Source organism: Thiocapsa sp. C2-2m, from assembly GCF_041903745.1.
Classification (GTDB): Bacteria; Pseudomonadota; Gammaproteobacteria; order Chromatiales; family Chromatiaceae; genus Thiocapsa; species Thiocapsa roseilacustris.
Window position 1 is genome coordinate 1 of sequence record NZ_JBBWVD010000081.1, and the last position, 6,426, is coordinate 6,426.

Genomic DNA, 6,426 nt, shown 5'->3' on the forward strand with positions numbered 1-6,426 from the left:
GCCAAGAGATCTTCACCTACGAGGAGAGCAAACAGATGCCGTACGTCACCACCGTCGAGCGCGCTGGGATCGAGAAAGGGTATCGTCAGGGCGAGGCCGACCTCCTGCTCTGGCTGATCGAGAACAAATTCGGCGCCGACTCCGCCGAGGCCCTGCGCGAACGGATCGAGGCGGCCGACAACGACAGTCTGCGCCGCTGGTCCGTGCGCATTCTCACCGCCGACACCCCGGATGCGCTCTTTCATTGAGCCGCTACCGGTCGGGCTAAAGCCCAACCCACAGCATGAGTTGCACTCCCAGAATGCGGGTCGGACTTTAGTCCGACACTCCCGCCAAAGAACTGACTTCTGGCTAGGTAACGCAGAGCGCCGAGGCTACACGCCCACGCGGAGAGACTGTGCAGGTATTCCCCAACGGTGTCGACCGAGGTGCCGATCGCGTCGGTCGGGTTCGGTGCGCCGGCACCGTGGCCTTTGAGAAAGAACAGGTTGGCGCGCACCTTCACCCGACCAACGGCGAATCCCTGCAGAGTCTCGGAGCCCGGGGGCGAGTCGGCAACGTCTTCAGCGGGACCAAGGACAACATCGCCCATCTGCTGGAAAGCCCGTACTTCGAGCTGATGCGCCACGCCGCGACCTTCCCGCTCGATGTCGAGGTCGACGAGATCGACAACCTGGCCTGCCCTGCATCTCCGATCCACGATCAGTTCGACCCGGTGCAGGCGACCAAGACCAGCGTGCACGGCGCCATCAACATGCTCGGCCTGGGGCCAAGCGGGTGAAGGCCAAGATCTTTCAAGCCTCCACCAGCGAGGTCTACGGCGACCCGAACATCCATCCGCAGCCCGAGCACGACTGGGGCCACGTCAGCCCGATCGGTCTGCGTGCCTGCTACGACGAGGGCGAACGCTGCGCCGAGACGCTCTTCTTCGACGATCGCCACCAGCACGGCATGCGGGTCGAGGTCGCCCTCGGCCTCAACATTTAAGGTGATTTCCGGGAAGGGATCTGCCGGGATTTAGGGGCGAATGAGTTCGCCACGACATGCCTATCGCCGCCAGCACGGTATGCGCATCAAGGTCGCCCGGATCTTCAACACCTACGGGCCGCGCATGCACCCGAACGACGGGCGCGTGGTGTCGAACTTCATCGTCCAGGCGCTGCGGAACGCGCCGATCACCGTCTATGGCGAGGGGACGCAGGCGCGCTCCTTCTGCTATGGAATTCCGGGGACAGTGCGGCCTGGCAAGGCCGCGTGAACTAGCGGGTGGGAATCCCGCCTGGGTAATCGTGCGCCGCGAGCCCAGTATTGAGCCTTGCGGCGTGGACGGCAACGGACACGTCGATGCGTAGGCACGAAAGCAGGCGAGGTGCAAAGGTCACGGGTGGAGCCGACCTTGAAGGTGTTGAGCCCCGTAAAGAACAGTCGGGAGTGCCGACGGGTTTGTCCCTCCGGCAGGCAACAATCCGTGTCGCGCTCTGGCGAGCGGCGCGGGTATTCCCCGGGGTCCGAGGCCGTGTCGAGCCTGACATTGAGAGCACGTAGTAACCAGGGAGATCCGAGCATCGGTCCGCTGGAAGCGGGCACCTGTGAACAAGTGTAAAAAGCGAGGACACGGGCGGTGGTGCTTGGAAGTCGGAGCCATCCATACGAGCGTTGACGCCTGGTCATGCGGGTCGAGCAAAGGGGTGGCGGCCTGAGATAACGCGCGGGTGAAACACGGCCCTACACCGTGAGGATTCTGTCCGTGCCAACCATGCTCGTGCGTTTCACGCAGATGGTGTGCCCCGCCCTCCGGGTGGAGCGCGGAAAGCTCCCCGCCGCGACGGGTGTCGCGTGTGAGGAGTCGGCAGGGCGCCGGATTGCCCCCTGTTCCTCTGCGAAAGACTCGGGCTGGGAGCCGGATGGTGTAACACTCCAAGTCCGGTTCTGCGAGGAGCCGGGAACGAACCGTCGTATGGCCGAGATCATGTGGCACCGCCGGGAAACCAGGCGGCAAACAGAGAACACAAACATCAGCCTAACCGACGGCAAGAACCCGGCTTACTCTCCGTTTACTTAATTCACTTCGATTACAGGTCAGTTCGAGCGCGGAACAAGGCGTCAGCGCCCTGCCAAGTCCGCTATCATCAGGAAACCGGGGACGTACCACGGTTCTCGCGATCGGCGACCAACCGGCCTCGCTGATGGGTCCGGCCAAAGCGCTTTCTGTGCGGTTCCCGAGATCGTCGCGTTGAGGTCGACCCCTCGGACCGTCCGGCCGGTGGAAGAGGACGACTGCACGTCGTCGATCCCTGGAGGATACCGGGGACGTACCACGCGATCGATACGGTTCCTTCGTCACTTCATTCGCTAAACTGCCCCTGTTGTGATGCGCTATGTCAACAGCGGAATGTCGTGATCACTGATGCGAGGACGATACCATGTCATTTACCGTGTGCCTGACCCCCGAGGAACAAGCCTTATTGGAACGCGTCAGCCGTCAATCTGCGCGTAGCCAGGATGACCTGGTCCGCCAGGGGGTTCGTGAGCTCTGTCAGCGTCTGTTGGAACAAATGGGGCCAACTCCTTATGAATCAGGACGCGATCTGTTCGGCACTGGACAACTCGCCGAGCCACCCACGGATCCCGCAAAACGCCAAATCTGGGAGGCCCTGCATGCCAAACATCGCCGCCTGGGTTGATACCGGCTTTCTTGTCGCCCTGTTCGCTCGAAATGACCCGCATCACACCTCCGCTGTCGAGTTCCTGGCCAATCATCAACGCCTGAGCCTGCATTCTCTCTGGCCCGTAGTCACCGAGACGGGTTTTTTCCTCGATGCATCCGGCAAGATCGCGCTCCTGAGTTGGCTGGAATGCTACGGAATCATCCTGCATGACCTCAGTATTACCGAGCTGCCGGCGATCCGCGCAACATTGAACAAATACCGGAATCTCGCGCCCGACTTCACCGATGCGGCACTCGTCACGCTCGCTGGAATCCACGGGATCATCAGGATCATCACGGTTGATGTACGTGATTTCTCGGCGTATCGACTTCCGGACGGACGAGCCTTCGAGCGTTTATGGCTCTAATTCTACTTCGTTACTTTTCCCTCGGACCCGTGGCGCACAGCAGCCACGCCGAATGCTGGCGATAAACGATTGATTTATATTCAATCATACCGTTTCTTTGGCAGCAGAGGGATCGCTGAACCGAGGCGCGTTCGTGGTCGTCATGTCGTGCACCGTAGCGCCGGGTTGGCCGCAGGCGCTGACGAGACGGTCGCTCGCGCGGCGACCACGAAGGACGTTGGTTGCGCCGCATCGCAAGACGACCCTGTCCACAATCACGCTGCGCCGAAGGCATGGAGCGCCCGTGAGGCGCGAACAGACCCCCTTGCGCAGGCCCTGGTGTCGCTTTGCCGAGGTCCAGGGAAAACAACGGGCGCAGCGGTGCCGGCAGCGCCGATGCACGGCATCGTCGTCAACCCGAGGCCGCCTCGGGCAGCACGAGCGGGAACAACGCTCGGCGCCGTGGGCGGCGCGGCCGCACGCCGGGCGAGGTTACTCCGGAAGCGCAAGGCCCTGCTTGGCGTACTGCGCGCGGATGCTGGCCAAGCGCTTCTTGTGGCGCTTCTCCATCTGCGCCAAGACCTGTTCCTGCGTCACTGCGCGCCTTGGCAGCAACTGTTTCAAGAGTTCCTCAATGTCGGAGCAACTCAATAGCGGATGCACGTCTGCGGCGCGGAGTCGCTCCTCCAACATGAACAGCATCGCCATCAACACCAAGGCCATGTGATGATGCCAGGCGCGCCATTTGCGCACCTGATAATCCGCCATGCCGCATTCGGATTTGCCGTCCTGGAAGGCGCGCTCCACCCAATAGCGCTGCGCCTGCATCTCGGCCAATCGCTTCACCGGCGTGTCGGCCGGGGCATTCGACACGGTGTATTTGATGTCCTCGGGGGCATTGATTTCACGGCGCACAATCAAATGCCATTCATGCGCTGCGCCCTCCTCGTTATCCCACAACCAAACCCGGCGATGCAGCACCGCCACCTCCAGTTCTCCGCGCGTGCTGTCACGGACGTTGACCCGTTGCCAGGCCGCATTGGGCTGATCCGCTTGCCACTGATCAACGCGCATCGACGGGGCGTTCGCCTCAAGCTTGGTGGGCGCTCGGCCACGCTTGCCCTTCTTCTGCTTGATCGTCGGCTTCGGATCTTCGAGGAAGATCAACTGATTACAATGCACGTCCGCGACAAACACGTCCCCCATCGCCGCCAGGCCGCGGAGAAACGCCGGATCGTTGCCGTAAAACCCGTCGGCGCCAACCCAGGAAAACCGCACACCGATCCGGCGTTGATGCGCGACCATCGCCAATGCCAGCGCCACTTTCGTCTTAAAAACGCGGTCCGCCTCGGGAATACCGGCCTGCTCGCAGCGCGGCGCATCATCACACCATTTCTCCGGGAGATACAGACGCTCATCGACCAACGTCACACGGCGATCACGACCCAATGCGGCAAAGACCCCGACTTGGCAATTGTCCACCTTGCCCAGACGCCCACACCATTGCCGAGCGACGCCCACCGAATGCTTGCCCGACTTCTTGAAGCTGCTTTCATCGATCAACAGGCAACTATTCGGGTGCCCACCCAGCCATCGATCCGCCGCCAACGCCACCTGATCAACCACCGCTTGATGATCCCAAGGCGAGTCCGTGAGCATCTGCTGGAGCTGCTGTTCATCGGCATCCGGAACCCGCTCCTCCATACGCTCCATATTTTTCTTATTGGGATCGGCTTGCATCAGACCCCGCAAATAGTGCCCGACCGGCTCGATCACGCTGCGGGTTGCGCTCTGAAAATGCGTGTTGAAGCGCCGATGAAAGCGGGTAAAGCGCCCGGCAAGATCATCAAGTGGATTTATAGGGGTATCAGTTGAAGAAAATCCGCTTATGCATAGATAGATTCTCTTTATGATTAAGTTGTGGTGCTAATAGTATAATAACATCAGCTATTTGCAGCTAGATCTAATCTAACGAAGTAGAACTAAGTTTCCTGATTAGAAAGATTCTTCCGCCAGGCTCACGGAATGAGTCACCGGCGGGCGCAGACTGCAGGCAGGTCCACCACCCGACGGAGCCTGCCATGGCCATGAATCGGATCCAGTTCCAGCACGGGATGTCGTTGTTCGAGCACTTCCAACACTTCGGCACCGAGGAACAGTGCGCGGCGGCGCTGGAGCGCGCGCGCTGGCCGGACGGGTTTCGCTGCCCGAGCTGCGGCGGGGCCGCGCACTGCGTGCTGTATGGCAGCACCCGCAAGACCTTCCAGTGCAACGCCTGCCATCACCAGACCTCGCTGATCGCCGGGACCCTCTTCGAGGCCACCAAACTGAACCTGACCGTCTGGTTCCTGGTCATTGATCTCATCGGCGAGGCGAAGACCGGGCTGTCGGCCCTGGCGCTGAAGCGTGATCCGGGAGTCAGCTATCCGACCGCCTGGCTGATCCATCACACGCTGATGCAGGCGATGGTCGAGCGCGAGGCCGCCACGGTCCTGTGCGGGACCGTGCAGATCGACGACGCCCATCTCGGCGGCGAACTGGCCGGCGGCACGGTCGGGCGCGGTTCGGAGAACAAGGTGCCCTTCATCGGCGCGGTCTCGCTCAACGACCAAGGCCATCCGCTGCGCGCCAAGTTTACCCGACTGCCCGGCTTCACCCGCAGCGCCATCGCCGACTGGGCGGGTGCGAACCTCGCCCCGTCCAGCACCGTCATCTCCGATGGCCTGGCCTGCTTCGCCGGCGTCACCGACATCGGCTGCACCCACCAGCCGACCGTCGTCGGTGGACGCAAACCCAAGGACCTGCCGATGTTCCAATGGATCAACACCGTCCTGGGCAATCTCAAGACCAGCTTCAGCGGCGCATACCATAGCTTCGACTTCGACAAGTATGCCCAGCGCTACCTCGGCGCGATCGCCTATCGCTTCAACCGCCGCTTCGATCTGCAGGCGCTGCCGACCCGCCTGTTGGTGGCGGCGGTGACCTGCGCGCCGCGCCCGGAGCCGTGGATCCGGCGCGTGGCTGAAGTTCCTTGCTAATCAGGCTAAGTTTTGAGTGCCGGAAACCGGGGACGGTGCGGCCTGGCAAGGCCGCGTGTTCTAGCGGGTGGGAGCCCCGCCCGGGTAATCGTGCGCCGCGAGCCCAGTATCGAGCCTTGTCGTGTCAAGTTAAATTCAGATCCTTGGAATCGGAACGGAGACCGTGAAATTGGATAGCGTTACCCAGTGGGTGAGGGGTGACCCAATTCCCATGAGAGGCGGCTAGCCACCGACTCTGTAGCGAACCTGCGTGCATAACCCGCAAGGGTGTGTATGAAGCCAGGTGTAGCGAGTGTGCAGGCCGCGTGACTGAGTTCCGAAAAGATATGGTTGT

At 61.7% G+C, this 6,426-nt stretch carries 4 protein-coding genes and 3 pseudogenes; 6 read left to right on the forward strand and 1 reads right to left on the reverse strand.

The genetic code is table 11. From position 1 onward, the window contains the following. The 5 genes and pseudogenes from AADX97_RS28230 to AADX97_RS28250 form a co-directional block, all read left to right on the forward strand. Positions 1-248: pseudogene (locus tag AADX97_RS28230) on the forward strand (hypothetical protein); the annotation flags it as partial. Positions 249-523: 275 nt separating this feature from the next. Then, positions 524-933 (forward strand): annotated as a pseudogene (locus tag AADX97_RS28235) (GDP-mannose 4,6-dehydratase); the annotation flags it as partial. A 115-nt stretch (positions 934-1,048) separates the two neighbouring features. Then, positions 1,049-1,219 (forward strand): annotated as a pseudogene (locus AADX97_RS28240) (NAD-dependent epimerase/dehydratase family protein); the annotation flags it as partial. 1,204 nt (positions 1,220-2,423) lie between these two features. After that, positions 2,424-2,684, forward strand: a complete 261-nt coding sequence (locus AADX97_RS28245; protein ID WP_374237383.1) for a hypothetical protein — start codon at positions 2,424-2,426, stop codon at positions 2,682-2,684. Next, positions 2,659-3,075 carry a type II toxin-antitoxin system VapC family toxin gene (locus AADX97_RS28250; protein ID WP_374237384.1) on the forward strand — a complete coding sequence of 139 codons (417 nt, stop codon included), beginning with the start codon at positions 2,659-2,661 and terminating at the stop codon, positions 3,073-3,075. Before AADX97_RS28245 ends, AADX97_RS28250 begins: the two co-directional genes overlap by 26 nt. Before the next feature lie 471 nt (positions 3,076-3,546). Here AADX97_RS28250 and AADX97_RS28255 read toward each other — a convergent pair whose 3' ends face one another. Further along, positions 3,547-4,830, reverse strand: a complete 1,284-nt coding sequence (locus tag AADX97_RS28255) for an IS701 family transposase (RefSeq protein WP_374237385.1) — start codon at positions 4,828-4,830, stop codon at positions 3,547-3,549. A 305-nt stretch (positions 4,831-5,135) separates the two neighbouring features. On the opposite strand from AADX97_RS28255, the gene AADX97_RS28260 reads away from it, so the two are divergent. Further along, a complete protein-coding gene (locus tag AADX97_RS28260) occupies positions 5,136-6,092 on the forward strand; it encodes an IS1595 family transposase (RefSeq protein ID WP_374237386.1) in 957 nt (318 codons plus the stop codon). The last annotated feature ends 334 nt before the right edge of the window (positions 6,093-6,426 follow it).